The organism is Streptomyces sp. 150FB (assembly GCF_000818195.1).
Classification (GTDB): Bacteria; Actinomycetota; Actinomycetes; order Streptomycetales; family Streptomycetaceae; genus Streptomyces.
The window spans coordinates 7,663,962-7,687,888 of sequence record NZ_JTHL01000001.1; the positions used below are offsets into that span (position 1 = coordinate 7,663,962).

The 23,927-nt window shown below is 67.7% G+C and carries 19 protein-coding genes; 15 read left to right on the forward strand and 4 right to left on the reverse strand.

Going from position 1 to position 23,927, the window contains the following annotated elements:
• Positions 1 to 130: 130 nt before the first annotated feature.
• Positions 131 to 1,267, forward strand: coding sequence for a glycoside hydrolase family 19 protein (locus QR77_RS32900; protein WP_040025697.1), 1,137 nt, complete (start codon positions 131 to 133; stop codon positions 1,265 to 1,267).
• Positions 1,268 to 1,427: 160 nt separating this feature from the next.
• On the opposite strand, the gene QR77_RS32905 is transcribed toward QR77_RS32900, so the two are convergent.
• From QR77_RS32905 to QR77_RS32915, 3 genes are all read right to left on the reverse strand, one after another.
• On the reverse strand, positions 1,428 to 1,769 hold the full coding sequence (locus QR77_RS32905) for a DUF6415 family natural product biosynthesis protein (RefSeq protein ID WP_040025698.1): 342 nt from the start codon (positions 1,767 to 1,769) through the stop codon (positions 1,428 to 1,430).
• Complete coding sequence (locus QR77_RS42515; protein WP_052489229.1) at positions 1,766 to 2,098, reverse strand: hypothetical protein; 333 nt, start codon at positions 2,096 to 2,098, stop codon at positions 1,766 to 1,768. The genes QR77_RS32905 and QR77_RS42515 overlap by 4 nt, the downstream gene beginning before the upstream one ends.
• A 165-nt stretch (positions 2,099 to 2,263) precedes the next feature.
• Positions 2,264 to 3,475, reverse strand: a complete 1,212-nt coding sequence (locus tag QR77_RS32915) for a helix-turn-helix transcriptional regulator (protein ID WP_040029047.1) — start codon at positions 3,473 to 3,475, stop codon at positions 2,264 to 2,266.
• A 329-nt stretch (positions 3,476 to 3,804) separates the two neighbouring features.
• Here QR77_RS32915 and QR77_RS32920 point away from each other — a divergent pair, with 329 nt between their 5' ends.
• The 5 genes from QR77_RS32920 (at position 3,805) to QR77_RS32940 (ending at position 7,010) form a co-directional block, all read left to right on the forward strand.
• A complete protein-coding gene (locus QR77_RS32920; RefSeq protein WP_040025699.1) occupies positions 3,805 to 4,086 on the forward strand; it encodes a hypothetical protein in 282 nt (93 codons plus the stop codon).
• Complete coding sequence (locus QR77_RS32925) at positions 4,083 to 4,379, forward strand: hypothetical protein (RefSeq protein WP_150130475.1); 297 nt, start codon at positions 4,083 to 4,085, stop codon at positions 4,377 to 4,379. Before QR77_RS32920 ends, QR77_RS32925 begins: the two co-directional genes overlap by 4 nt.
• 376 nt (positions 4,380 to 4,755) lie before the next feature.
• Positions 4,756 to 6,180 carry an MFS transporter gene (locus QR77_RS32930; RefSeq protein ID WP_052489773.1) on the forward strand — a complete coding sequence of 475 codons (1,425 nt, stop codon included), beginning with the start codon at positions 4,756 to 4,758 and terminating at the stop codon, positions 6,178 to 6,180.
• Positions 6,181 to 6,183: 3 nt separating this feature from the next.
• Complete coding sequence (locus QR77_RS32935; RefSeq protein ID WP_040025701.1) at positions 6,184 to 6,735, forward strand: TetR/AcrR family transcriptional regulator; 552 nt, start codon at positions 6,184 to 6,186, stop codon at positions 6,733 to 6,735.
• A gap of 56 nt (positions 6,736 to 6,791) precedes the next feature.
• On the forward strand, positions 6,792 to 7,010 hold the full coding sequence (locus QR77_RS32940) for a hypothetical protein (RefSeq protein WP_040025703.1): 219 nt from the start codon (positions 6,792 to 6,794) through the stop codon (positions 7,008 to 7,010).
• A 158-nt stretch (positions 7,011 to 7,168) separates the two neighbouring features.
• Here QR77_RS32940 and QR77_RS32945 read toward each other — a convergent pair whose 3' ends face one another.
• Positions 7,169 to 11,014: a GH92 family glycosyl hydrolase gene (locus tag QR77_RS32945; RefSeq protein WP_040025704.1), complete on the reverse strand. Its 3,846-nt coding sequence runs from the start codon at positions 11,012 to 11,014 to the stop codon at positions 7,169 to 7,171.
• Between the two features lie 490 nt (positions 11,015 to 11,504).
• Here QR77_RS32945 and ngcE point away from each other — a divergent pair, with 490 nt between their 5' ends.
• From ngcE to QR77_RS32990, 9 genes are all read left to right on the forward strand, one after another.
• Positions 11,505 to 12,953: an N-acetylglucosamine/diacetylchitobiose ABC transporter substrate-binding protein gene (gene ngcE, locus QR77_RS32950; RefSeq protein ID WP_040025705.1), complete on the forward strand. Its 1,449-nt coding sequence runs from the start codon at positions 11,505 to 11,507 to the stop codon at positions 12,951 to 12,953.
• Between the two features lie 75 nt (positions 12,954 to 13,028).
• On the forward strand, positions 13,029 to 13,952 hold the full coding sequence (locus QR77_RS32955) for a sugar ABC transporter permease (RefSeq protein ID WP_040025706.1): 924 nt from the start codon (positions 13,029 to 13,031) through the stop codon (positions 13,950 to 13,952).
• A gap of 12 nt (positions 13,953 to 13,964) precedes the next feature.
• Complete coding sequence (locus tag QR77_RS32960; protein ID WP_040025707.1) at positions 13,965 to 14,888, forward strand: carbohydrate ABC transporter permease; 924 nt, start codon at positions 13,965 to 13,967, stop codon at positions 14,886 to 14,888.
• A gap of 331 nt (positions 14,889 to 15,219) precedes the next feature.
• Positions 15,220 to 16,419, forward strand: a complete 1,200-nt coding sequence (locus QR77_RS32965) for an ROK family transcriptional regulator (RefSeq protein WP_040025708.1) — start codon at positions 15,220 to 15,222, stop codon at positions 16,417 to 16,419.
• A 133-nt stretch (positions 16,420 to 16,552) separates the two neighbouring features.
• Entirely contained in the window at positions 16,553 to 17,653 is a 1,101-nt protein-coding gene (locus tag QR77_RS32970) for a substrate-binding domain-containing protein (protein WP_040025709.1), read from the forward strand.
• A 216-nt stretch (positions 17,654 to 17,869) separates the two neighbouring features.
• Entirely contained in the window at positions 17,870 to 18,658 is a 789-nt protein-coding gene (locus QR77_RS32975) for an ATP-binding cassette domain-containing protein (protein ID WP_040025710.1), read from the forward strand.
• Positions 18,655 to 19,953 carry an ABC transporter permease gene (locus QR77_RS32980; protein ID WP_040025711.1) on the forward strand — a complete coding sequence of 433 codons (1,299 nt, stop codon included), beginning with the start codon at positions 18,655 to 18,657 and terminating at the stop codon, positions 19,951 to 19,953. The genes QR77_RS32975 and QR77_RS32980 overlap by 4 nt, the downstream gene beginning before the upstream one ends.
• A gap of 225 nt (positions 19,954 to 20,178) precedes the next feature.
• On the forward strand, positions 20,179 to 22,092 hold the full coding sequence (gene dxs, locus QR77_RS32985) for a 1-deoxy-D-xylulose-5-phosphate synthase (RefSeq protein WP_040025713.1): 1,914 nt from the start codon (positions 20,179 to 20,181) through the stop codon (positions 22,090 to 22,092).
• 249 nt (positions 22,093 to 22,341) lie between these two features.
• The gene (locus QR77_RS32990; protein WP_052489231.1) at positions 22,342 to 23,871 is read left to right on the forward strand and encodes an amino acid permease; all 1,530 of its coding nucleotides are present in this window, start codon (positions 22,342 to 22,344) and stop codon (positions 23,869 to 23,871) included.
• Positions 23,872 to 23,927: the final 56 nt, after the last annotated feature.

Consider the following 23,927-nt stretch of genomic DNA (forward strand, 5'->3'; position numbering starts at 1 on the left):
GTTGCCTTGTCAAGTACTTGACAAGGTTGAGCGCTGCCCTTTCAATTCAGGCGAACCCACTTCCGTGAAGAAAGCGTGCTGGATAAGCGGGACTTGTGGCTTCATCGCCTGAAAGGAAAATTAAACAGAGATGTTGAGAAAAGCCCTCAGGGGTCTATCGCTCGCCCGCGCCGTCGCCGCTCTCGCGGTGGCGGCCCTCTTCTCCGTACTGCTGACGGTGCCGGCGTCGGCCGCCGACCCGGTCGGCCAGATCACCGGACTCGCAGGCAAGTGCGTGGATGTCGCCGCGGCGAGCAACGCCAACGGCACTCCCGTCCAGCTCTACGACTGCAACGGCAGCGGCGCGCAGCAGTGGACCGTGGCCGGGGACGGCACACTGCGCGCGCTCGGCAAGTGCCTGGACGTCAAGGACCAGGGCACGGCGAACGGTTCCACGCTGCAACTGTGGGACTGCGCGGGAAGCGCGAACCAGAAGTGGGTCGTCACCGCCGCCCACGACATCGTCAATCCCCAGGCCGACAAGTGTCTGGACGTCACCGGCAACAGCTCGGCCAACGGCTCGCGTCTGCAGATCTGGACCTGCACAGGCGCCGCCAACCAGAAATGGAACGCGCCCTCGGGCGGCGGCACTCCGCCCTCGAATCCCGGTGGATTCGTGGTCAGCGAGGCGCAGTTCAACCAGATGTTCCCGACCCGCAATTCCTTCTACACGTACAACGGCCTCACGGCCGCACTGAGCGCGTACCCGGGCTTCGCGAAGACGGGAAGTGACACCGTGAAGAGGCAGGAGGCGGCGGCCTTCCTGGCGAACGCCAACCACGAGACCGGCGGCCTGGTCTACGTCGTCGAGCAGAACACGGCCAACTACCCGCACTACTGCGACGCTTCACAGTCGTACGGCTGCCCGGCGGGCCAGGCGGCGTACTACGGGCGCGGACCGATCCAGTTGAGCTGGAACTTCAACTACAAGGCGGCGGGCGACGCACTCGGCATCGACCTGCTGCACAACCCGAACCTGGTGCAGACGGACTCGTCCGTGGCCTGGAAGACAGGCCTCTGGTACTGGAACACCCAGAGCGGCCCGGGCACGATGACCCCGCACAACGCGATGGTCAACGGCGCGGGCTTCGGCCAGACGATCCGCAGCATCAACGGCTCGCTGGAGTGCGACGGCAGGAACCCGGCGCAGGTCCAGAGCCGGATCGACGCGTATCAGCGCTTCGTGCAGATCCTGGGGACGACGGCGGGATCGAACCTGAGCTGCTGAGGCGGCGAGGGCGTCGAGGCCCGTGAGGGGCTGAGGGCCGCCGCACGGGACGTTGACCGGGGACTCCGGTCTGCCGTCCTGGGCGGCGTTGCCCCCCCGCCCCCCGCGTAGACGGGGGTGGGCCGGCGGTGTGCGGGGCGGGGGACCAGCCCACGACTAGTCAGTGAGTGGGGCCGTAGCGGGTCCAGAGCCATTGGCAGTCGAAGGCGAGTTGCCGCAGCCGGTTCTCCGCATCCACCGGCCCGTCGTCCCCGAGCCCGCGCTCGGCCTGGCGCTTGATGCTGTCCAGCCGCGTGGAGAGCAGGGTCCAGTGGATGCTGCCGCGCCACATCCGGTCTGCGGCGACGCGACCGGCGGGGAGCAGCAGGTCGATGTACGTGCCCAGGTCGGCGGCGATGGCGGCCATCTCGCGGCGTGGGGTGTCGCGGCGGGCGACGAGAGCGCGCCGGATGGACTCCTGGACGGATTCGGCGTCGAGGCCGGGTTGATCGGGCGCGATCACGGGCGGTCCTCCTGCGACCGGGTCGCGCCGTCGTCCACGCGGGCTGCCGCCGGGCGTTCGGGGCAGACGAGGTCGTCGTCGAGATACTCGGGCGGGGGATCGGCCGGGTCGAGGAGCAGCGTTATGCCGTGCTCCTCGCAGTACGCGCCGGTGGCGTGGTGCGCGCACGCGCGGGGGAAGACCAGCGTTCCGTCGATGTCGCGCCGTTCCCCGAGGTCGATCAGGTCCTCAGCGCGCAAACGCTCCCCGCCGAAAACGCAGTCGGCGCCTCGCCGCTGGTTGTCGGACCAGGCTTCGACGGGCGGCAGTTCGCGGAGGGTGGTTTTCACGTGGGCTCCCCGGGCTGGGGGTGCGGAGCCGACCGTCCTGACGGGATGGAGCCGGCGCCACCTCATGCCGATCACGCTACGAACCGGCGCGATCACAGTCCAGTGACGCGATGCACCAGCCGCACCGTCAGTTCTGCCCGAGATAGGACGTGTTGTCCTACCAGGTCACGGCGTCGGGTCCACCCCCAGCCGCCCGGCCAGCGCGCGCAGCGGCGAGTTGCGGCGTCGCTCGGCCTCCAGCATCTCCCGCACCGTGACCGCCGCCAGCGTCTGGAAACGGATCCACTCCGGCTGCTTCTGCTCGACATCCAGAAGCGTCATCAGCGCGCCGTCGCAGTCCCCGGTCTGGTACTGCGCGTGTGCCACATCCATGTGGTGAGCTGCAGCATGGACCGGCCTGGTGATCGCGTCCAGGTCGACGCGCTGAGACAACCGCAGCGCTTCGGCGGGCTCGTTTTCCTCTCCCGCCAGTGAGATGTTGACCTGCTGCGTGCGGACGTCCACCACCGAGAACGCGGAGCCGTAGGCACGGACCGGTCCGGTCCGGGTCGCCGCGGCCTCGGCGAGATTCAGCAGCTCCTTCGCGTCGTCGCGGGCGCCGCCGCGCGCCGCCGGCGTGGCGGCGGCGATCAGCAAGTTGCCGTACACGGCGTACTGCGCGGGTGTCGCGCGGCGAATGCTCGGCTCCAACGCGTCAGCCTTCCGCTCCGCAACGGCCCGCGCCTGCTCCCAGCGGCCCTGCCGCAACAGGACCCAGGACAGGGTGCTGACACCCATCCCCTCCATCAGCGGGTCGGAGGCACGTGCGGCGGCGGCGAGCTGCTTCTCGACGGCGGCGAACGCCCAGTCGGGGTGTCCTGCCTGCGTCGCCAGCGAGGCGGCGAGCTGGTACGTGAGGGCAAGCTGCTGCCACACGCGGTCCGTGTCGGTCTCGCGGGCGACTGCCACGCCGTCCCGCAGAAGCAAGGGCAGTACGCCTGAGAGGCGCGCGTAGTCCCCCTTCCAGTACATGCTGGTCGCGGCCTTCACCGAGGCGATCCAGGCTTCTTCCCCTGGGGGGTCCTCCAGGTCGTCGTCAGCGAGGACACCAGGCAGGGAGCCGAGGGTCTGGATGGCGTCTCGCAGGGCCAGGAGGCCACCGTCGTCGGAGAGTTCCTGCGTCACGGTGGGCTGTCCCACCAGCCGCTCCAGTTGGACGTCGAGGGCGTGCGCGAGGGCGCGCAGCGTGTTGATGCGCGCCGACTGCCGGACGTTCTGCTCAAGCTTGCGGATGGTGTCCACGGAGACGCCCGCGCGCTGGGCGAGCTGTTCCTGGGTGGTGTCGCGGAACTCGCGCAGGCTGCGAATGCGGTCGCCGATGGAGATGGACGTGTTCATGTGGACCCCCGCCGGAGAGTGGTCCACCCACGGTACTGCGGGTCCTGGCGCCGGGTGTCGCGCGTTTACACTCCGGCGTGGCTGTCGAACGCACGTCCTGGTTGGTCGAGTTGGGAACCCGAGCTCAGCAGGACAGGCAGGCCGAGCATCTGACATGTTTCCCACGCCGACAGGGTGAAAAGCGTTCACGTATGCCTCTGTAAGGCGTACGTGGAATCGGAGTCGGCTGTCACGTGGCAGTCTGCTCTGTGGTGCTTCCCGCACAGGCTCGGGTGGACCGACCAATTGCCGTCATAGGACACTCGAACTCCAACGTTGAGGAGAACGCCGTGAGCACCCAGCCCGAACACTCAGCGGATCCAACGGTCAGGGTTCGCCCGATCCCGCACACCATCGATGCCGTGGCCGGCGCCCTCACGGGGGCCAAGCGCATGGCGTTCTACGCCGAGATCGGCCAGGCGGAAGAGGGCGAGGCGATCAACGCCGTCCTCCGGGCCTGGTGGATGGAGGCCATGTTCGACAGCCGCCCCGGACGTCAGCAGCGTCTTGCCGAGACTGACGCCCGCCGTGGGCTCGTCTCCGTGCCCAACCTGGTCGACGGTGAAGAGTGAGCAGTCCCGGTTCGCGTGGCTGGACGATGTTCTGCAATGAGGACTCGGCGAACGTCCTGGAGGCGATGCGCACCAGCGGCCACAGCGAGTTACACGACCAGGTCGTGCTTTTCCTGCGAGCACTCGCCGTCGAGGCCGGCGCCGCCGTCGACGCCGACAAATCGCCCCCTGGCTACCCGATGGGGGACGGCCGGTACAACGTGGATGTTCCCCGTCTGTCCGTTCTGATCAGCTACACCCGGTATCCCGGCCTACGCGAGTTCCGTGTCACGGATCTCCTCTGGCTCGACTGACTGACGCCGCATACCTGAAGCGAGCCGAGCGCGGATATCGCGGGCGGCGAGCTCCCCGCGTACGCGGGGCTCGCCCTGCGCTGTTTCCTCCGCCCGCCAAGCCACCCCCGCCCGCCCGCGCCCGGCCCGTCTGCGCGGTAAGCCGTGCGTACGGTCCTCGACGCGCCGCGTCGCCCGGCGGCCCCCCGGCTCGGTTGACCCTATGAGGCGTAGCATGTCATCGTCTGTAGACATCGGGTGTAGACATCAAGTGTGGACGTGTGTTGACGTGGCAAATGCGGGTGTGGGTGCGGATGGGGGCTCCGATATAGGCGTAGGGGTGGCTGGGCGGGGCGCTCCCCGTCGGTTTCTTGTGCCTGGGCTTGTGTTCGTCGGGATGGTTGTGGCCATCGTCAGCAGCCTCGGGGCGCCCCTCATCCCCACCATCGCCGACACCGACCACATCTCCCTGACCGACGCCCAGTGGTCCCTCACCGTGACGTTCCTGGTCAGCGCCCTCGCCACGCCCGTCATGGGGCGGCTCGGGGACGGGCCCCACCGGCGCGTCGTGATCATCGCCAGTCTCGCCGGGGTGACCGCCGGGGCCGTGCTTGCCGCGTTGCCGCTCGGGTTTCCGTACCTCCTCGCCGGGCGCGCGCTGCAAGGCGTCGGGCTCGGACTGACGCCGCTCGGGATCGCCGTCGTGCGCGACGCGCTTCCCGTCGAGCGCGCGCGGTCCGCCGCCGCCATCCTCTCCGTCACCACCGTCGCCGGGGTCGGCCTGGGGTATCCGATCACCGGGGTCGTCGCGCAGTACGGCGGTCTGCACGCCGCTTTCTGGTTCGGCGCCGTCGTCAGCGCGCTCGGGCTGCTCGTCGCTGTGCTCGTCGTGCCGTCCTCCGCCCACCGCCCGGCAGGGCGCCTCGACCTCCCCGGTGCCGTACTCCTCGGTGTGTCCCTCGCCGGGCTGCTCCTCGGGATCAGCGAGGGCGAGAGCTGGGGGTGGGGGTCCGCGCGGCTGATCGGGGTGCTCGCCGCCTCGGTGGCCGTGTTCGTCGCGTGGGTCGTCGTGGAGCTGAGGCGCGCCCATCCGCTCGTCGACCTGCGGCTGCTGCGCCGGCCGGCCGTCCTCACCGCCGACATCACCGCCCTGCTCGCAGGCGTCGGCATGTATCTGCTGATCTCGCTGGTCACCCGGTTCGTCCAGACCCCCACCAGCAGCGGTTACGGCCTCGGCGCCACCGTCGCCGTGGCCGGGCTGGCGCTCGTGCCGTTCTCCGCCGCCAGCGTCGCCGCGACCCGCGTCACACGGGTCCTCGTACGGCACGCCGCGCCCGCGCTCGCACTGGCCCTGGGATCGGCCGTCGTCCTGCTCTCCATGCTGATGTTCATCCTCGCCCGCTCCGCCATGTGGGAGATCCTCGTGGTCATGGGCGTCGCCGGCCTCGGTGTCGGCGCGATCTTCGCCGTCATGCCCGGCCTCATCGTCGGCTCCGTGCCCGCCCACGAGACCGGCAGCGCCACCAGCTTCAACCAGGTGATCCGGTACGTCGGGTACGCCACCGGCAGCACGTTGAGCGCCGTCGTGCTTGAAGCGCACACCGCCCCCGGACACGCGCTCCCGGCCGGGAGCGGGTACACCGTCGCCGGGCTCATCGGCGTCGGTATGTGGCTCGTCACCGCCTTCGCGGCCCTCGTCCTGCCCCGGGTCCGGGGCCGGTCCGTCGTCGTACGGTCGGTGAGCGACTCCGAGGAGAGCCTCCTGGAGGTGGAAGGCGTCGCGGCGGCGGCGGGGGCGCCCGGAGATCTCGGCGAAGATTGACCCATGACCAAGGAAGCGTCCCCCCGCCGCCGCGATGCGGCGGCCAGCCGCGAACGGCTCCTGCGGGCAGCCGGTGAGCTGTTCGGCGAGCGTGGCTTCGACCGGACCACCGCACGTGACATCGGAGAGCGCGCCGGTGTCGACCCGACGATGATCGCCCGGTACTTCGGCGGCAAGGCACAGCTCTTCATCGCGGTCCTGCACGCCGAGAGCGCCACCGGGATCCTCGCCGACCTGCGCGACCCCGAACGCCTCGCCACGCTCATGGAACGCTTCGAACGCCTGGGCCCCGGGCCGGTCGTCCAGGCCGCGGTACGCCCGTACGAGGATCCCGCGGCGCAGGAAGCCGCCCTCGTGGAACTCGACCACCGCATCGTCGCCCCGCTGCGCGACCGCTTCAACCGCGAGGGCGACGAACAGGCGGGCCTGCGCGCCGAGTTGCTCACCGCCGCGTTCATCGGTGTGGTTCTGGCCCGCCGCGCCGGCACACTCAAGACGCTGTCCGGCGCGGACACACCGGATCTGCTGGCGCTGCTGCGGGACCTGCTGGACTGATGGGATCCTGAGAATTGAGACGGTGGTAGCAGGCTGCACCTGGGGGGAGAGCAACGATGTTGCTGGGATGGGTTGTCGCACTGATCGTGGTCGTCGGGTCGGCGGTCGCCGTTCTTGTCCGGCGTGACCGGCGCCGGTACGGGGTGAGCGCCGACGGGCAGCGCATCGAGCGGGCCGCGACGCGAGGTATGCGTGAGGCGCGCCGTGACACGCGGGTGGTTCGTGAGTGGTCGGGGGCGTCCGTGATCCGCTCCGTACGCGACCGCGATTCCTGACAGGACCGCGATTCCTGGCGCGACACGATTCCTGACACCACCGAGATTCCTGATGTGATCGCGACCCTTGGCCGGTCGGCCGCACCGCCCACAACGCGGGGACGGGACACCGGCGTTCAGCCGGTGTCCCGTCCCCTCCGTTCCTCAGCGGCTGAGCGCTAGCGCAGCAACTCCACCTCCGCCAGGTCGGCCTGACCGGTCGTCACCAGGCGGTAGTGCGCGTACGACCCCGGGTGGGCGACCGTGAAGACCCGCGTCTGCTTGTCCCACGCGAAGGTCTGCCCGGCCCGCTGGTCCAGTGTCTTCCACACCGTTCCGTCGGCCGAACCCTCCAGCGTCCAACCGTCCGGCGCCTGGGCCGCCTTGGACGACGTCAGTGTGTACTGCGCCGCCTTCGTCGCCGAAGCCACCGGCAGAGCCAGCGGCCCGGCCGGCACTGTCGCCGCCGTCGCCGACGTGTTGTCGAAGAGCGCGCCGGGCCCGGTCAGCGCGTCGGAGCGCGGCGTCGGCACCTTGTCGTCCTTCGTGATCGAGGCGGGGGCCGCGTTCTTGCCCGTACCCCACTTGGACGGCTTGGGTCCCATCGCGAACTCCAGCACCCCGCCCTTCGCGAGCAGGTCGTGCGGGAGCGCTGTGGACGTCCACGCCTTGCCGTTGACCTTCAGGCCCTGGACGTAGATGTTCTTCGCGCTGTTCTTCGGCGCCTTGACGACCAGATCGCGGCCGTTCTCCAGATGCACCGTCGCCTTGGTGAAGAGCGGCGAGCCGATCGCGTACTCGCCGCTGCCCATCACCAGCGGGTAGAAGCCCAGCGCCGAGAAGAGGTACCACGCCGACTGCTCGCCGTTGTCCTCGTCGCCGTGGTAGCCCTGGCCGATCTCGCTGCCGGTGTAGAGCCGCGAGAGCACCTCACGTACCTTCTCCTGGGTCTTCCAGGGCTCGGCCGCCGCGTCGTACATGTACGTCACGTGGTGGGCGACCTGGTTGGAGTGGCCGTACTGGCCCATCCGTACGTCGCGCGCCTCCGTCATCTCGTGGATGACACCGCCGTACGAGCCGACGTTCTCGGCCGAAGCCGTCTCCGGAGTGGCGAAGTACGTGTCGAGCTTCTTGCCGAGCGCGTCGCGCCCGCCGTACAGATTCGCCAGGCCGCGGCTGTCCTGCGGCGCGGTGAAGGCGTATCCCCAGCCGTCGGTCTCCGTGTAGTCGTACCCCCAGACCTTGGGGTCGTACTCGGCCGAGGGCAGCCGCCAGTCGCCGTTCGCGTCGCGGCCCTGGAAGAAGCCGGCGTCCGGGTCGAAGAGCTTGACGTACTCCTGGGCGCGGTTGAGGAAGTACTCCGACTCCTCCTTGTACCGGGCCTTCTTCGTCTTCTTGTACAGCGCCTGGCCCATCTGCCCGATGCCGTAGTCGTTGACGTAGCCCTCCATGGCCCAGGACAGGCCCTCACCGGTCTTGGTCGAGGTGTAGCCGAGGAACGGTGAGGTCTCCATGCCCTTGCGGCCCACGCCCGATGTCGGCGGCACCACGGTGGCGTTCTTCAGCGCAGCCTCGTACGCCGCCTCGGCGTCGAAGTCGACGCCCTTGACGTACGCGTCGGCGAAGGCGACGTCGGAGCTGGTGCCGGTCATCAGGTCGGCGTAGCCGGGGGAGGACCAGCGGGAGATCCAGCCGCCGTCCTTGTACTGCTGGACGAAGCCGTCCACCATCTCGCCCGCCTTGTCGGGCGTCAGCAGCGAGTACGCGGGCCAGGTCGTCCGGTAGGTGTCCCAGAAGCCGTTGTTGATGTACACCTTGCCGTCGACGACCTTCGCCCCGGTGTGGGTCGGGGTGTCCTCGCCGGTCATCGCGGAGAACGGGCTGGCGTACTGCTGCTTCGGGCGCGCCTTCGTACCGGTGTTCTCGAAGCCGGAGTTGGGATACAGGTACAGCCGGTACATGCTGGAGTAGAGCGAGGTGAGCTGGTCGGGATCGGCGCCCTCCACCTCGACCCGGCCCAGGATCTGGTCCCAGGCGTGCTGCGCGCGCTTCTCGACCTGCGCGAAGCCGCTGGAGGCGGGGATCTCGTCGGACAGGTTCTTCTTCGCCTGGTCGAGGCTGATCAGCGAGGTCGCGATGCGCAGTTGGACCGTACGGTCCTTGCCCGCGTCGAAGCGCAGGTACCCGGTGACGTCGTCACCGCCGCCGCCGGTGAGCTTGCCGCTCGCCGTGACGGGCGCGTCGAAGACGCCGTATACGAAGAGCCGGGTCGCGCCGGTCGACAGTCCGCTCTTCACATCGGAGAAGCCGCTGAAGGAGCGGGTCGCCGGATCGAGCGTCAGCCCGCCGTCGTTGGAGATGTTGTCGAAGACCATGCTCGCGTCATCACCCGGATAGGTGACCCGCATCATCGCGGCGTGGTCGGTCGGGGTCAGCTCGGTCTTGAGACCGTTCTCGAAGGTCACCCCGTAGTAGTGGGGTTTCGCGACCTCGTTCTCATGCCGGAAGGGCAGCGCCCGCGCGGTCCTGTCGGCGTCGGGAGTGCCGGTGGCCACGGACGGCATCATCTGGAACGTCTGCCGGTCGCCCATCCAGGGACTTGGCTCATGGCTGGCGCTGAACGCCTGAAGCGTCGGCAGATTGTCCGCGTTGTTGCCGTGCGCGTACTCGTACAGCCAACTGTCCGAGCCGGCGTTGGTCACCGGCGTCCAGAAGTTGAACCCGTTCGGCACGGCGGTGGCCGGGAAGGTGTTGCCGCGCGAGAAGGAGCCGCTGGAGTTGGTGCCCCGGACGGTCGAGGCGTAGTCCGACAGATGCGCCAGGCGCTTCTGCGGGGCCTTCGCCTTCAGTGAGATGTCATCTATCCAGCCCTGGAACTTCCCGGGCCCCTTGGGGGCGTCGTACGCCACCAGGATCCGGTCCACGGTACGGCCTGCGGCGACCTTGCCGATCGCCGCGTCCACCTGGTTCCACTGGTTGACGTAGAGGCGCTTCGCGGCGCCCTGGCCCTGGGGGGTCAGCAGCCCGCCGTGCGAGTCGACCGCCTTCAGGTCACTCAGATAGGTGCCGTCGGTGAACGCGAGGTCGACCGACACGTTCGTGGCGGGGTAGTTGAGATCCGTCTCCGGCATGGAGGGGTAGATCCGGTACGAGAGCGAGGTGTCGCGCCCCACGGCCGTGTTGACGTCGAAGACCTTGTTGTACGAGTAGGCGCGGCCGTCCGGCTTGTGCGTACCGGCGTACTTGAGCGCCTGCTTCCCGGTGAACCCCGCGCCGGCCTTGGCCGTCGGGGAGCCCGTGGGGCCCCGGTCGACCTGGGTGCGCATGTCCTCGGGCGCCGGGGGAGCGGTGTCGCCGTCGGAGAACTGCACGTCCGCCAGTTGGGTGGAGTCGCCGGCGCCGTTGTTCGCCGTGATGTTCAGCCGGTAGTGCTCGTACGCGGTCGTGTTGTCGGTGTCGTACGACTTCGTCTGGAGCCGCTCCCCGAAGGTTTCACCCGATCGTGTGTCGAGGTCCTTCCACGCCTTGCCGTCCGTGGACCCCTGGAGGGTGAAATCCTTCGGGTCCCGCTCCGCGTGGTCGTTCGCCGAGGTCAGGGCGTAGGTGACGACCTTGACCGGGGAGTCGAGATCGAATTCGATCCAGCCGCTGGTCTCGAACGCCAGCCACTTCGTGCTGGGCTGAACGTCGATCAGGTTTTCCTTGGTCTCGCCACCGTCCGTGTTCTCGGCGCTGGCCCGCAACCCGACGACCTGGTCGGTCACATTGCCCGGAATTCCGGCGGTGAAGCCGCCATCCACACCGGATGACCGTTTCTGGCCGTCAGGGGCGGTTTCGACGGTGTTGCGCCAGTCCGGCTGGGCCTCGTCGGCCTCGAAGGACGAAGTGAATTCCTTTTGTGCCGTGTTCGTACGGGCCGGCTGTGCTATGGCGGCCGACTGGGCTGTCACCACAAGTAGTGACGCCGCACCCACCAGGGCAGCCGTATGCCATTGTCTGAGCCGACGTCCGGTTCTCTGCTGCATGCGAGCCTTTCCTCCTGTGAAACCCATCGGACAACGTTGTCACATGTGACACGCGCGTCCAGTAGGAGTCAAGTGGGCGGAGGTGTCAAGGAGGTTGGAGATGCCGGTGGCTTGCAATCGGCCAATGCCGCGGAACCGATGTGGTCGAATGGCCACACAATCGGCCCAGATATCCAGGAGGTCTCAACTAGGGAAAGACTGCCGTCCAAACCTGCTTTTGATCTTGCTCAGTTGGCCGCAAGTGGACTATACCTATCGCGTCCGTACCCGCCGTTTCTCCGGCGGAGCATCTGTGGGGACTGGGGTGGGCGAGGAGGGCTCTGACCGTTTCCGGCCGACCATTCAGGCCGTTCCCGCTGTTGAATCCAGTACGACATTCCCGTACGACCCAGCTTCATTTGACCGCGGTGGCGGGGCCCTTCGCCTCACGGCGAGCAGCACGGGCGACCGGTACACCGCCTGAGTCCTGTTAGAAGGCGAGGACTTGAGCATGGGATCCACCTCCGCTCACAGCAGCGAGGGCCTCGGCCGTCGTGATCTGATCAAACGCTCAGCCGCGCTCGGCCTGATCGCCGTTCCGACGATGAGCTTCCTGTCGGCCTGCGCCACCGGTGGCGGTGGCAGCAGTACGAAGGAGACGAAGGCGCCCGCGGGCAAGACCTCTGCGACCAACCCGCTGGGGGTGAAGAAGGGCGCCCCGATGGAGGCGTTCATCTTCAAGGGCGGCCTCGGCGACCAGTACGCCAAGGACGCGGAGGCCGTCTACAACTCGACGTACGGCACCACGGTCAAGCACACGGGCACCCAGGCCGTCGGCCCGAAGCTCACCCCGCGCTTCGCCGGCGGCAACCCGCCGGACATCATCGACAACTCCGGCGCCGACCACCTGGACATGAACAAGCTGTCCAGCCAGGGCCAGTTGCAGGACCTCCAGACCCTTCTGGACGCCGCGTCCATGGACGACGCTGCCAAGAAGATCAAGGACACGATCCACCCCAGCACGCTGGAGAAGGGTCTGCACGGCAAGACCTTCGACGTGCTCTACTACGCCTTCACCGTCTACGGCACCTGGTACTCCCAGAAGCTGCTCCAGGACAAGGGCTGGACCTACCCCAAGACCCTCGACGAGATGGTCAAGACCTGTACGGAGATCAAGAAGACGGGCGTCGCGCCCTGGACGTACGCGGGCAAATACCCGTACTACGTCCACTTCAACCTCTTCGCCCAGATCGCCAAGCTCGGTGGTATGGACAAGTGGATCGCCATCGACAACCTCGAGCCGAAGGCGTGGACCGACAACGACGGGGTCAGGGAAGTCGTCGAGCACTACGAGGAGCTGGCGGCCAAGAAGTTCTTCCTCGCCGGCAGCCAGGGCCTGACCCACATCCAGTCGCAGACCGCCTGGACCAAGGGCAAGGCCGTCTTCATCCCCAACGGCTCCTGGGTCGAGAACGAGGCGGCGGCGACCACGCCGAAGGACTTCGGCATGGCTGTCGGCGCGCTCTTCGACGGCCACGCCGACAAGCTGCCGCACGGCACCCTGCGCGCCGAGCCCAGCGAGCCGTTCATCGTGCCGAGTAAGGGCAAGAACCCGGCCGGCGGCATGGAGATGCTGCGCATCATGCTCTCCAAGAAGCAGGCGCAGAACTTCGCCACCAAGGTCAAGTCCCTCACCTGCGTGCTGGACGCCACCGAGGGTATGACGCTCTCCCCGGGGCTGGCCTCGGCCGACTCCGTCTTCAAGGCGGCGGGCGACAAGCTGATCAGCCTTCAGCTCCAGGAGTGGTACCCGTCGCTGACGGACGAGAAGATCGGCGGCCTCACCGGCCAGCTCCTCACCGGTGACATGAAGGCCGCCGAATGGATCAAGAAGACGCAGGCGGAGGCCGACAAGGTCGCCAAGGACAGCTCCGTCACCAAGTTCAAGCGTACGGTCTGACCGCTCCATCCGAACTGTCCGACTGAACTGTCCGACCGGCGAAACGGAACCTGAGGGGAAGGGCCGGGAAGCACCATGCAACACGGCAAATACCGATTCATCGTGGGCTTCCTGGCCCTCCCACTGATCATTTACGCCATCTTCGTGATCTCGCCCTTCGTCCAGGCCTTCCAGATCTCGATGACCGACTGGTCCGGCCTGGTCGGCACGTCGAAGTTCGTCGGCCTGGACAATTTCCACCGGCTCTGGGACAGCGAGGATTTCTGGAACGCGCTGCGCCACAACATCTATCTGCTGATCGGACTTCCGATCGTCACCCTGGCACTCGGGATGTTCTTCGCCTTCATGCTCAATGTCGGCGGCAAGCGGCGGAAGAACCAAGTCGTCACCGGTGTGCGCGGATCGAAGTTCTACAAGTTCGTGTTCTTCTTCCCGCAGGTCATCTCGGTCACGATCGTCGCGGTGATCTGGTTCAACATCTACAATCCGGATCCGCAGGACGGCATGCTCAACTCGCTGCTCGGTTCTGTCGGACTTGAGGGCCTCCAGAATTCCTGGCTCGGCGAGAAGAACCTCGCACTCCTGTGCATCGCCGCCGTCATGGTCTGGAGCAATGTCGGTTTCTTCGTGGTGCTCTTCTCGGCGGCGATGGCGTCCATTCCCTCGGACATCTACGAGGCGGCCCTGCTGGACGGGGCCAATCGCTTCGACACCTTCTTCAGGATCACCCTCCCGCTCCTCTGGGACACCGTGCAGACAGGCTGGGTGTACATGGGGATCATCGCGCTGGACGGGTTCGCGCTGGTCCAGATCATGTCGGTGAACAACGGCGGTCCCGACGGCGCCACCGACGTCCTGCCGCTGAGGCTGTACCAGACGGCCTTCCGCGACAGCCAGTTCGGCTATGCCGCTGCCATGGGCATCGCGATGCTCATTGTCACGATGGCCTTCGCCGTGCTCACGATGCGCTTCGCGCGGCGTGAGCGAATCGAGTTCTAGGGGTACGGGCGGATGACAACCGAGGAAATCAACCCCCTGGTGGAGCAGGATTCACCGGAGGCGGTCAAGAAGCAGCCGGAGCCCGCCAAGGCGGTACGCACCGAGGGAGGCGTACTCAACGTCTTCTCGCACGGCATTCTCATGGTCTGGACGCTCATGGTGGGCGTCCCGCTGCTCTGGGTGCTGTGGAGCGCGTTCAAGGACAGCAACGGGATTCTCTCCGACCCCTGGGGTCTGCCCACCGTCTTCCACTGGGACAACTGGGCCAGGGCGTGGGACGACGCGAACATGGGTCAGTACTTCATCAATACGGTCATCGTGGTGGGTGGTTCACTCATCGGCACGATGGTGCTCGGCTCGATGGCGGCCTATGTTCTCGCCAGGTTCACCTTCCCGGGCAACAGGCTCATCTACTACCTGTTCGTCGCGGGCATGTCATTTCCGGTCTTCATGCTGGTGATCCCGCTCTTCTTCGTCCTGCGGGACTTCCCCGGCAGCACGCTGCTCGCGACGTACCAGGGACTGATCCTGGTCTACATCGCCTATTCGCTGCCGTTCACCGTCTTCTTCATGACGGCCTTCTTCCGAACGCTGCCGACCTCGGTCGCCGAGGCCGCCCTGATCGACGGTGCCTCGCACACCCGGACCTTCTTCCAGGTGATGCTGCCGATGGCCAAGCCCGGTCTGATCAGCATCGGCATCTTCAACTTCCTCGGCCAGTGGAACCAGTACCTGCTGCCGATGGTGCTCAACCAGGACGAGAAGCACTATGTCCTGACTCAGGGCCTCGCGATGATCGCGCTGCAGCAGGGTTACCAGAACGACTGGGGCGCGCTGATGGCCGGAATGATGATCGCGATCCTGCCCGTGCTGATCGTGTACGCGATCTTCCAGCGCCAAGTGCAGTCCGGGCTGACGGCGGGCGCGCTCAAGTAGCGTACGGCCGGGCGCTTTCGGGCGGCCGGTGGGCCGGCGCCCACTGATCCGCGGCCCGTTGAAGAGCAGTTGGCCGCCGGCCGTCAGGTAACGAAGGGGTCTCGCTCGCGGCGGGGCCCCTTCCGTACGGTCGGGTGTATCGCGCAACCGGCGTGCGCGCGGGCGCCCGAGGCGCTCATGCGTATCCCCACTCGCTCAAGGTCTTGACGGGAAGCTGTCCGAAAGGCTGAGCTTAGGGTTCACAAGTTGGAGATACGTCGGGGTCTCATTGTCGCGGCCCCGGCCGGGGGCGGTGGTCGTGCCGTCCGCCAAGGGCAGGAGTGGATGAGTCGTGGAGACTCCAGGGTCGCAGTCGTCTCTGCACCGGGCCAACCTCGAAAGGGTCGTACGCGCGGTGCGTATGGCGGGCTCGCTCACCCAGGCGGAGATCGCCCGCAGCACAGGACTGTCGGCGGCCACGGTCTCCAACATCGTCCGCGAGTTGAAGGACGGCGGGACCGTGCAGGTCACGCCGACCTCGGCGGGCGGTCGGCGGGCGCGCAGCGTCTCGCTCAGCGCCGACGCGGGCATCGTGGTGGGCGTGGACTTCGGCCACACGCATCTGCGGGTCGCCGTCGGCAACCTCGCGCACCAGGTGCTCGCCGAGGAGTCCGAGCCGCTCGACGTGGACGCCTCGGCGGCCGAAGGCTTCGACAGGGCCGAGGAACTGGTCGAGCGGCTCATCGTCACCACCGGGGTCAGCCGTCAGAAGGTGATCGGGGTCGGGCTCGGCGTACCGGGCCCGATCGACGTCGAGTCGGGCACGCTCGGCTCCACCTCGATCCTGCCGGGCTGGACGGGCATCAACCCCAGCGACGAACTGGCGCAGCGCCTCGGCGTACCCGTGTACGTGGACAACGACGCCAACCTCGGCGCCCTCGGCGAACTTGTCTGGGGCAGCGGGCGCGGGGTGCGGGACCTGGCGTACATCAAGGTCGCCAGCGGCGTCGGCTCGGGACTGGTCATAGACGGCCAGATCTACCGCGGGCCCGGCGGCACGGCCGGCGAGATCGGGCACATCACCCTCGACGAGTCGGGGCCGGTGTGCCGCTGCGGGAACCGGGGGTGCCTGGAGACGTTCACCGCCGCCCGTTACGTGCTGCCGCTGCTTCAGCCGAGCCACGGCGCCGATCTGACCATGGAGCGGGTCGTCCAGCTCGCCAGGGAGGGCGACCCGGGCTGCCGCCGGGTGGTGGCGGACGTGGGCCGCCACATCGGCAGTGGCGTGGCCAACCTGTGCAACCTGCTGAACCCCAGCCGGGTGGTGCTGGGAGGGGATTTGGCGGAGGCTGGTGAGCTGGTGCTCACGCCGATAAGGGAGTCGGTCTCCCGGTACGCGATTCCGAGCGCGGCGCGGCAGCTCTCCGTACTTCCGGGGGCGCTCGGCGGACGGGCCGAGGTGCTCGGGGCACTGGCCCTCGTACTGAGCGAAATGGGCGATTCGACCCTATTGGAGAGCACCCTCCCGGCCTCCACCCCTGCCTTCACTTAGATAACGAATGGCACCGTTGTCATCTCGTTAAGGATTTACTCCTTGACGTCGCTCTCGCGGGCGAGTTGACTTCCAGCCACCTCGGCCGCAACGTCGCGGCCTCGTCAGGGAGGTTTTCGAAGTGAACGCAAAAATGCGTCGTGCTGCCGTGGCTGCCGCAGCCACCGCCATGGCTGTTTCTCTCGCCGCCTGTGGTAGCGCCAAGGAGTCCGGCGACAAGGCCGCGGCGCCGAAGAAGAGCGCGGGCGACAACATAACCGTCGGTCTGCTCCTGCCGGAGAACCAGACCGCCCGTTACGAGAAGCTCGACCGGCCGCTCATCGAGAAGAAGGTCAAGGAGCTCACCAACGGCAAGGGCGTCATCTCGTACGCCAACGCCCAGCAGGACGCTCCGACCCAGAAGCAGCAGTTCGACACGATGATCGCCAAGAAGGTCAACGTGATCATCGTGGACGCGGTGGACTCGAAGGCCATCCAGGCGTCGGTGCAGAAGGCCAAGGACTCGGGCATCCCGGTCGTGGCCTACGACCGCCTCGCCGAGGGCCCCATCGACGGCTACACCTCGTTCGACAACGAGGCGGTCGGCAAGGCGCAGGGCGAGTCCCTGCTGAAGGCGCTGGGCACGAAGGCCGCGTCCGACCAGATCGTCATGATGAACGGTGCGAGCACCGACCCGAACGCCGCCCTCTTCAAGAAGGGCGCGCACTCCGTCCTCGACGGCAAGGTCAAGATCGGCGCCGAGTACGACACGGCCGACTGGCTGGCGTCCAACGCCAACACCAACATGCAGGGCGCCATCGCGAAGCTCGGCAAGGGCAAGGTCAACGGCGTCTACTCCGCCAATGACGGCCTGGCCGGCGGTATCATCACCGCCCTCAAGGCCGCCGGTATCTCGCCGCTCCCGCCGGTCACCGGCCAGGACGCCGAGCTCGCCGGTGTGCAGCGCATCGTCACCGGCCAGCAGTACATGAGCGTCTACAAGTCCTACCCGCAGGAGGCCGCCATCGCTGGTGAGATGGCCGTCGCTCTCGCGCAGGGCAAGCCGCTCGACTCCATTGCCACGAGCAAGAGCGACAGTGGCAGCGCGAAGCAGATTCCGTCCGTGATCGTCCCCGTGGTGGCGCTGACCAAGGCCAACATCAAGGACACGGTCATCAAGGACAAGATCTACACGATCCCCGAGATCTGCACCGCGCAGTTCAAGGCCGCGTGTGGAGCTGCCGGCCTCAAGTAGGTCTGCCAGGGCTTCCCGCCCGGGGACCTGCCCGTCGGTACGGAAGAGCCTGTCCGGCATCCCGCCCATCCCGCCCCGCAGCAGAGGGCGGGGTGCCGGACAGAACACTCCACTCCACGCCGCCGTCCGCAGTGTGATTTCCCTCTGTCGTTCATCCCGCTCAACCTCCGCGCCTCACCCCGGCGCGGCATCCCCGCCGGTCAGGCGGCGAAGGAGATGGTTCATATGACCGCTACGCCCGTGTTGGCGTTGCGAGGGGTCTCCAAGCGATTCGGTGCCGTTCAGGCGCTCACCGATGTCGAGCTTGAGGTCCATTCCGGAGAGGTTCTCGCCCTGGTCGGCGACAACGGTGCCGGTAAGTCCACGCTGGTGAAGACCATCGCCGGCGTACACCCCATCGATGACGGTGTCATCGAGTGGGAAGGCGCACCGGTCTCGATCGGCAAGCCGCACGACGCCCAGAACCTCGGCGTCGCGACCGTCTACCAGGACCTCTCGCTCGCCGACAACATCGATGTCGTCGGCAACCTCTTCCTGGGACGCGAGATCCGCCGCTGGGGTGTGCTCAACGAGGTTGAGATGGAGCGCCGTTCGCGCGAACTGCTCAACACCCTGTCGATCCGCATCCCCAGTGTCCGTATCCCGATCGCCTCGCTCTCCGGCGGCCAGCGCCAGACCGTGGCGATCGCGCGCTCCATGCTGGGCGAGCCGAAGCTCGTCATCCTCGACGAGCCGACGGCGGCGCTCGGTGTCGAGCAGACCGCTCAGGTGCTCGACCTGGTCGAGCGACTTCGGGAGCGCGGCCTCGCCGTGCTCCTCATCAGCCACAACATGGCGGACGTCAAGGCCGTCGCCGACAAGGTCGCCGTGCTCAGGCTCGGCGGCAACAACGGCGTCTTCGACGTCAAGACCACCTCGCAGGAAGAGATCATCGCCGCTATCACCGGCGCCACGGACAACGCCGTGACCCGTCGTGCGACGCGCAACGTGGAGGTTCAGAAGTGAGCACAGAGAACACCTCCGCGCCCGCGCCCGAGGTCGCGGCCCCGGTTGACGCACCGCCCCCCGCCGAGGGAGCCACCACCGTCGTGGACCCGCGGCTGCTCGTCCGCGAGCAGGGCTTCGGCGGATACGTGAACGAGTTCAAGCGCAAGATCCGCGCCGGTGACCTGGGCGCGATGCCGGTCGTCATCGGCCTGATCGTCATCTGGGCGATCTTCACCGTCCTGAACTCGACCTTCATCGGTGCCGAGAACCTGAGCAACATATCCATCACGATGGTCGGCACCGGCATGATCGCCGTCGGTATCGTCTTCGTGCTGCTGCTCGGTGAGATCGACCTGTCGGTCGGTTCCGTCAGCGGTGTCGCCGGCGGCCTCTTCGCCGTGCTGGCCGTCACACACGGCATGACGGAGTGGCTGGCGTTCATTCTCGCCATCCTGTCCGGAACGGTCATCGGCGCGATCCACGGGTTCTTCTTCGCCCGTATCGGTGTGCCGGCCTTCGCCGTCACCCTGGCCGGTCTGCTGTTCTGGAACGGCTTCATGCTCCAGATCCTCGGCAGCGACGGCACGATCAACCTCGACGCCGACGGGCTCGTCGCCAAGCTGACCACGTACTACTTCACCGACGTGGCCGCCGCCTACGTGCTCGCCATCGTCGTGGTCGCCGTGTACTTCCTGATCTCCTACTCGGAGAACCGCCGCCGTGAGGCGGCCGCGGTGCCCTCCAGGCCGCTCAGCGAGATCGTGGCGCGCACCGTACTGCTCGCCGTCGTCGCCTTTGTCGTGGCGATCGTCTTCAACCAGTACAAGGGCCTCCCGCTGGCGGTCGTGATCTTCCTCGCCGTGCTGGTGCTCACCGACTTCGTACTGCGCCGCACCACCTACGGCCGCAAGGTCTTCGCCCTCGGTGGCAGCGTCGAGGCGTCCCGCCGCGCCGGTATCAACGTCGCGCTGATCCGTACGTCGGTCTTCTCGATCTCCGGAACGTTCGCCGCCATCGGCGGTCTGTTCCTCGCCTCCCAGATCAACGCGGCCAACCAGGGCGCGGGCAGCGGCACGCTGCTGATGAACTCCATCGCCGCCGCGGTCATCGGCGGCACCAGCCTCTTCGGTGGCCGCGGCCGTAGCTGGAACGCGCTGCTCGGTGTACTGGTGATCGTTTCGATCCAGTCGGGTCTTGCCATCCAGGGCGTCGCCTCGCCGATCGTCTACATGATCACCGGAGCGGTGCTGCTGGCCACTGTGGTGATCGACGCGATCACCCGGAAGACCCAGAAGAGCGCGGGTCGCGCCTGACCGCGGTTCCCGCAGACCGTGCCCGGCCCCCGGCGACGGGGGCCGGGCACGGTCGTGTCGTACGGGCGGGCTCCGGCCGCGCGTACCCGGCCGTACCCCGCATCCACATAGTCATACATCCGATCGGGTGACTTAGAACGCACCGCCCGCCGACCACCCGCGCGAGTGGAACATTAGACTCGGCGGATCGACAAGCTCGACCAGCTCAAACGCAAGGAGGCACGGGTGCCGTTGCTGACCCACATCAGGGGACCGCGTGATCTGGACCGACTCGGCCCGGAAGAGCTGGACCAGCTCGCGGGGGAGATCCGATCCTTCCTCGTCGACGCGGTGTCCAAGACCGGCGGCCACCTCGGCCCCAATCTGGGTGTCGTCGAGCTGACCATCGCCCTGCACCGCGTCTTCGACTCACCGAAGGACAAGGTCCTTTTCGACACGGGCCACCAGTCGTACGTGCACAAGCTGCTCACCGGCCGGCAGGACTTCTCGAAGCTCAAGAGCAAGGGCGGCCTGTCGGGCTACCCGTCCCGCGCCGAGTCGGACCACGACATCATCGAGAACTCCCACGCCTCCACCGTGCTGGGCTGGGCCGACGGGCTGGCCAAGGCCAACGAGGTCCTGAAGAAGAACGACCATGTCGTCGCCGTGATCGGCGACGGCGCGCTCACCGGCGGCATGGCCTGGGAGGCGCTGAACAACATCGCGGCCGCCAAGGACCGCCCGCTCGTGATCGTCGTCAACGACAACGAACGGTCGTACGCGCCGACCATCGGCGGCCTCGCGAACCACCTCGCGACCCTGCGTACCACCGACGGTTACGAACGGTTCCTGGCCCGCGGCAAGGACCTCCTGGAGCGCACCCCCGTCGTCGGCAGGCCGCTGTACGACACGCTGCACGGCGCGAAGAAGGGCCTCAAGGACTTCATCGCCCCGCAGGGCATGTTCGAGGACCTCGGCCTGAAGTACGTCGGCCCGATCGACGGCCACGACATCGAGGCCCTGGAATCGGCGCTCGAACGCGCCAAGCGCTTCGGCGGCCCCGTCATCGTGCACTGCATCACGGAGAAGGGCCGCGGCTACAAGCCCGCCGAGCAGGACGAGGCCGACCGCTTCCACGGCATCGGGCCCATCCACCCCGACACGGGTCTGCCGATCTCCGCCGCCGGCATGGACTGGACCTCGGTCTTCGGCGAGGAGATGGTCAAGCTCGGCCATGAGCGCGGAGACATCGTGGCGATCACGGCCGCCATGCTCCAGCCGCTGGGCCTGGAGAAGTTCGCCAAGGCCTTCCCCGACCGGGTGTACGACGTCGGCATCGCCGAGCAGCACGGCGCCGTCTCGGCGGCGGGCCTCGCCACCGGCGGCCTGCACCCCGTCTTCGCGGTCTACGCGACCTTCCTCAACCGCGCCTTCGACCAGGTGCTGATGGATGTCGCCCTGCACCGCTGCGGAGTGACGTTTGTCCTCGACCGGGCGGGCATCACCGGCACCGACGGCGCCTCGCACAACGGCATGTGGGACATGTCGATCCTCCAGTGCGTGCCGGGCCTGCGGATCGCCGCCCCGCGCGACGCCGACCAGGTCCGCGCCCAACTGCGCGAGGCCGTCGAGATCGACGACTGCCCCACCGTCGTCCGCTACTCCAAGGGCGCCGTCGGCCCGGCTGTCTCCGCCGTCGGCCGGATCGGCGGCATGGACGTCCTGCGCAGGTCCGAGGAGGCAGCCGCCGACGTACTGCTCGTCTCCGTCGGCGCTCTCGCCCCGATGTGCCTGGAGATCGCCACGCTCCTCGACAAGCAGGGCATCTCGACGACGGTCGTCGACCCCCGCTGGGTCAAGCCGGTCGACGAGGCGCTCGCGCCGCTCGCCGAGCAGCACCGGGTGGTCGTCACCGTCGAGGACAACAGCCGCGTGGGCGGCGTCGGTTCGGCGGTCGCGCAGGCGCTGCGCGACGCCGGGGTCGACGTACCGCTCCGTGACTTCGGCATCCCGCCGCGCTTCCTCGACCATGCCTCCCGCAAGGAGATCATGGCCGAGATCGGCCTGACGGCACCGGACATCGCACGCCAGGTCACCGGTCTGGTCTCGCGGCTGGACGGCCGGCTGGTGGACACCCACGCGGAGATCGCCCGCGACTGACCCGCGACCGGCGTCCGCGTACCGGATGTGTTCGTGCGCCTGTGTGCTTGTGTGTGAAAAGCCCCGCCCTCCTCAAGGAGGGCGGGGCTTTTCGCCGCGGAGGGGAGGGGCGAGGATCCGCCCGACGTGCGAAGAGCCCCTGCGAGTGGTCCAACCGACCCATCCGTGTGAATTTGCGTGTATCCGGGTACGCGTGGCCCAGCGTTTCTTGATCATGACGCGGGGGCGACGCACAACGGAGGTACGCCGGTGAGTACGCACCAAGACTCGGGACCGGCCCAGAAGGGCCTGTTCCGGACAAAAACCGTGGAACAGTCGATCCGCGACACCGAGGACCCGGAGTTCGCGCTCAAGAAGTCCCTCTCCGCACTCGACCTGACGGTCTTTGGTATCGGGGTCATCATCGGGACCGGCATCTTCGTCCTGACCGGCAAAGTGGCCAAGGAGACGGCCGGACCCGCCACCGCCCTCGGCTTCGTCGTCGCCGGGATCGTCTGCGGTCTGGCTGCGCTCTGCTATGCCGAGTTCGCCTCGACGGTGCCGGTCGCCGGCTCCGCGTACACCTTCTCGTACGCCTCCCTCGGCGAACTGCCCGCGTGGATCATCGGCTGGGACCTCATCCTCGAACTCGCCCTCGCCGCGGCGGTGGTGTCGGTCGGCTGGTCCGGCTACATCCGCTCACTGCTCAGCTCGGCGGGCTTCGACCTGCCGCAGGCGCTGTCCGGCACGCACGGCGGGAAGTTCGGATTCGACATCCTCGCCGCCCTCCTCGTGCTCGCCCTGACCGCCATCCTCGTCGTCGGTATGAAGCTGTCGTCGCGCGTCACGAACGTCATCGTGGCCGTCAAGGTCACCGTGGTGCTGCTCATCATCATCGTGGGCGCCTTCCTCATCACCGGCGCCAACTACAAGCCGTTCATCCCGCCGGCCGAGCACACCGGAGGCGGCAACGGCCTGTCGGCGCCGCTGATCCAGGTGATCGCGGGCTTCACCCCGAGCAGCTTCGGCATCATGGGCATCTTCACCGCCGCCGCCGTCGTCTTCTTCGCGTTCATCGGCTTCGACATCGTCGCGACCGCCGCCGAGGAGACCAGGAACCCGCGGCGCGACGTGCCGCGCGGCATCATGGGGTCGCTCGTCATCTGCACCGTCCTGTACGTCGCCGTCACCGTTGTCGTCACGGGCATGCAGAAGTACAGCAAGCTGACCGTGGACGCCCCGCTCGCCGACGCGTTCAAGTCGGTCGGACACCCCTTCTGGGCCGGGGTCATCAGCTTCGGCGCGGCCGTCGGGCTCACCTCGGTCTGTATGATCCTGCTGCTCGGCCAGACCCGTGTGTTCTTCGCGATGAGCAGGGACGGGCTGCTGCCGAGGACGTTCTCCCGTGTGCACCCCAAGTTCGGCACACCGCACCGCTCCACTCTGCTCCTCGGCGTGATCGTCGCCGCGGTCGCCGGGTTCACCTCCATCGACGAACTGGCCGAACTGGTCAACATCGGGACCCTGTTCGCCTTCATCGTGGTCGCGATCGGCGTGGTCATCCTGCGCAGGAAGCGCCCGGACCTGCCGCGCTCGTTCCGTACGCCGCTGATGCCGTTCGTGCCGATCGCCTCGGTGGCGGCCTCGCTGTGGCTGATGCTGAACCTGCCCGCCGAGACCTGGCTCAGGTTCGCCATCTGGATGGTCGTCGGCATGGTCGTCTACGCCGCGTTCGGACGCGGGCACAGCCGCCTCGGGATGTCGCTCAAGAAGGAGCGGTCGGGCGGTACGTCCGGCTGACCCCGCTCAGGTCCCCGGGGCGTCCTCGCCCGGCGGCCGCCGCACGGTCCGCGGGC